The sequence below is a fragment of the Nostoc sp. CHAB 5715 genome (assembly GCF_020829685.1).
In the GTDB taxonomy this organism is placed as follows: Bacteria; Cyanobacteriota; Cyanobacteriia; order Cyanobacteriales; family Nostocaceae; genus Nostoc.
Genome location: NZ_JAIVFR010000927.1, coordinates 1 through 2,937 on the forward strand (window position 1 = coordinate 1; position 2,937 = coordinate 2,937).

Here is a 2,937-nt window from a genome sequence, read left to right on the forward strand (position 1 = left end):
GGACTTGTATTCTGAACCAACGGACTTGTATTCTGAACCAACGGACTTGTATTCTGAACCAACGGACTTGTATTCTGAACCAACGAACTTGTATTCTGAACCAACGAACTTGTATTCTGAACCAACGAACTTGTATTCTGAACCAACGAACTTGTATTCTGAACCAACGAACTTGTATTCTGAACCAATCATTATGCACATAATAGCCAATTTGTATAGTGCGTAAGTCCTAAATTCTTAGAAAAATAAAATCCGGGCAATGCTAAAGATGGCAGTGCTAAGGGCAGCACTCACGGGGATCGTAATTAGCCATGCGGCGGCAATGCCTTGTAGTGTTTTGAACTTAATCGACTTGATATTTTGCACTAGTCCAATACCAACTACACCGCCGACAAGAGCGTGAGAGGTGGAGACTGGTAAACCTAGCCGGGAGGCGATGAGGATGGTAGTAGCAGTAGCAAGTTCGGCACAAAATCCACTGCTAGGTTGCAAGGCAATAATATTTTCACCAATAGTGGCGATGACTTTTTTTCCCCAGACAGCTAAACCACCAACGATACCAGCACCACCAAGGATTAAAACCCAAATGGGGATGGTGATACCATTTGTAGGTACGCTACCAGTGCGATTGATGTAGACGATCGCAGCTAAAGGAGCGATCGCATTTCCCACATCATTAGAACCATGAGCAAAGGCGACAAAGCAAGCACTTAGTAGTTGGAAGCGGGCGAATAATCTTTCTACAGGATTGGGAATTGGGGATGGGGCATTGGGCATGGGGCATGGGGCATTGGGCATGGGGCATGGGGTAGACTTTTGTGTTTGCCCTGTTGTCTCGTTGTCTGCCAATTGTCGCCAACTAATGATTGTGAGTCCAACTGCTGCTACTGCACCCGTTAACAGTGGGATGTCGTAAGCGGGGATGTTGAAACCAAGCTCAATTACAAAATTGGTTAGCGGTTGAGTTAGCGATGGTAATACAATTACGCCGAATATACCTAGCAGCGCAGTACTCAACCAGGGAATCCATTCTTGTAACTGCACTACTTGATTGGGTTGATCTAAAATCCAGTGCTTGATTTGGCTGTAGAATAAAGCAGCGATCGCACCACTAATTAATGGCGTTAAAACCCAACCAATAGTTATCAAGCCAATTGATGACCAATCAATTGCATTTATTCCTAAAGCTACCAAGCTAAATCCAGCGATCGCACCAACAACCGCATGAGAAGACGATACAGGTAAACCGCGTGATGTGGCAATTTGCAACCACACACCACAAGAAATTAGCACCGTTACCATCCCAACAACGAATATTTGGGGTGTAGCAGCGAATAAAGCGGGATTGGCAATTTTCGTTGCGAGAGTTTCCGTTACTTCATGTCCAAACAACACAGCACCCGTAAATTCTAATATCCCAGCAATTATTAGTGCCTGTTTGAGGGTAACAGCTTTGGAACCTACAGAGGTTCCCATCGCGTTAGCAACATCATTTGCTCCGAGATTCCAGGCGACGTAGAAGGCTAGTAGGGCGACGAAAATTAGGGTAATAAGCATTTTTTTGAGGCTAGCAGGGAGATGAGGGAGCAGGGGGAGATGAGGGAGCAGGGGGAGCAGGGGAAGAAAAATTGGGCGTTGCATATTTGCGGGATGATTTTGCTAGTTTTGTGGGATGGGGCGATTTGCCCGTCCCTTGTATTTCAGGGCGGGCGAGACGCCCACCCTACAAGAATCATCCCTTGATTCAGCAACGCCAAAAATTGCTTCCTCATCCCCCTCATCCCCCTCATCTCCCTCATCTCCCTCATCTCCCTTTTATGGATAAATTAAGATTTTATAAGTATCCGGTGTAGGTGCGATCGCAACTTCCACAGCTGCTGATAAATCTTTTAATGGATAGCGATCGCTAATTAACGCTTGCACGTCAATCCGCTGATTAAATACAATATCAGCTGAGAGATTCTGAAGCCGATAAGATGAGCTATAACTGCCTATCAAGTCGATTTCCCGTCGGTAGAGGATATTGGGATTAATTGGAATTTCCACCTCATCGGGGAATTCGGCGAAAAACAAGATTTTGCCTCCTTTGCGGGTACTATCAAGTGCTTGAAAAAAGGCTTTCTCGCTAGGAACAGCCAGCAGGGTAATATCAACACCCAGTCCACCAGTTAGGGCATGGATTTTTGCTGGTAAATCGGGATCGCGGGCATCAAAAGCCGCCTCTGCACCGACACTCAAGGCTTTTTCAATTCTAGAGGGTAGTAAATCAGTAGCGATCGCTTTTGCTCCAAAATACTTCACCAACATAATGAACATTAACCCAATTGGCCCAGCACCAGTAACTAACACAGTTTGTCCTGGGGCAATTTGAGCTTTTTTCACAGCTTTCAAGCAGCAGTTAGTTGGTTCTACAAAACTCGCTTCTTCAAAACTGATATTATCCGGGATGGGAATTAGCCCGCCGTTTTGAACAATATGTCCGGGAACTTTGACATAATCGGCAAAACCGCCGCCACTAGCGTTAAAGCCTGCGGTTGTGGAGATGTTTTTGTAGACATCACACATAGAGAAATTATCATTTAGGCAGTAGGCGCAACGCATACAAGGGATGTGGTGCATCACTGCTACCCGTTGTCCAACTTGCCAACCTTTGACATTATTGCCTAATGCTGCGATCGTGCCGGCAGTTTCATGTCCAAAAATGCGCGGCGGTTCATACAATGGATAACGAATTTTTTTTATATCTGACTGACACAACCCCACAACCCGCACCTGTACCAGCACTTCATCTGGTTCTAGAGTTGGAACTGGGATATCTTCGTAAGAGAGTTGATTGACGCCTCTAAATACCTGTGCTTTCACGTTGGTTTTTCCCCGCTCAACGATACTAGATGTAACATTTAGTGGTTCAGGTTAGGTTATTAAGTTTGAGATTTA

The 2,937-nt window shown here is 45.3% G+C and carries 4 protein-coding genes; 1 reads left to right on the forward strand and 3 read right to left on the reverse strand.

Features of this window, described 5'->3' with window-relative positions; all coding sequences use genetic code 11:
* Together LC574_RS33800 and LC574_RS33805 are read right to left on the reverse strand one after the other, a co-directional pair.
* On the reverse strand, positions 1-201 hold a 201-nt coding region (locus LC574_RS33800; RefSeq protein ID WP_229457971.1), incomplete at its 3' end, for a hypothetical protein.
* Between the two features lie 36 nt (positions 202-237).
* A complete protein-coding gene (locus LC574_RS33805) occupies positions 238-1,557 on the reverse strand; it encodes an inorganic phosphate transporter (RefSeq protein ID WP_229457975.1) in 1,320 nt (439 codons plus the stop codon).
* 115 nt (positions 1,558-1,672) lie between these two features.
* Here LC574_RS33805 and LC574_RS33810 point away from each other — a divergent pair, with 115 nt between their 5' ends.
* A complete protein-coding gene (locus LC574_RS33810) occupies positions 1,673-1,825 on the forward strand; it encodes a hypothetical protein (protein ID WP_229457973.1) in 153 nt (50 codons plus the stop codon).
* On the opposite strand, the gene LC574_RS33815 is transcribed toward LC574_RS33810, so the two are convergent.
* Positions 1,816-2,862 carry a zinc-dependent dehydrogenase gene (locus LC574_RS33815; RefSeq protein WP_229457974.1) on the reverse strand — a complete coding sequence of 349 codons (1,047 nt, stop codon included), beginning with the start codon at positions 2,860-2,862 and terminating at the stop codon, positions 1,816-1,818. The genes LC574_RS33810 and LC574_RS33815 overlap by 10 nt on opposite strands.
* Positions 2,863-2,937 lie beyond the last annotated feature (75 nt).

Bases quoted from the DNA above. Each gene is read 5' to 3' on its own strand.
- LC574_RS33810 (WP_229457973.1), top strand. From the start codon at position 1,673: ATGGGGCGATTTGCCCGTCCCTTGTATTTCAGGGCGGGCGAGACGCCC.
- LC574_RS33805 (WP_229457975.1), bottom strand. From the start codon at position 1,557: ATGCTTATTACCCTAATTTTCGTCGCCCTACTAGCCTTCTACGTCGCC.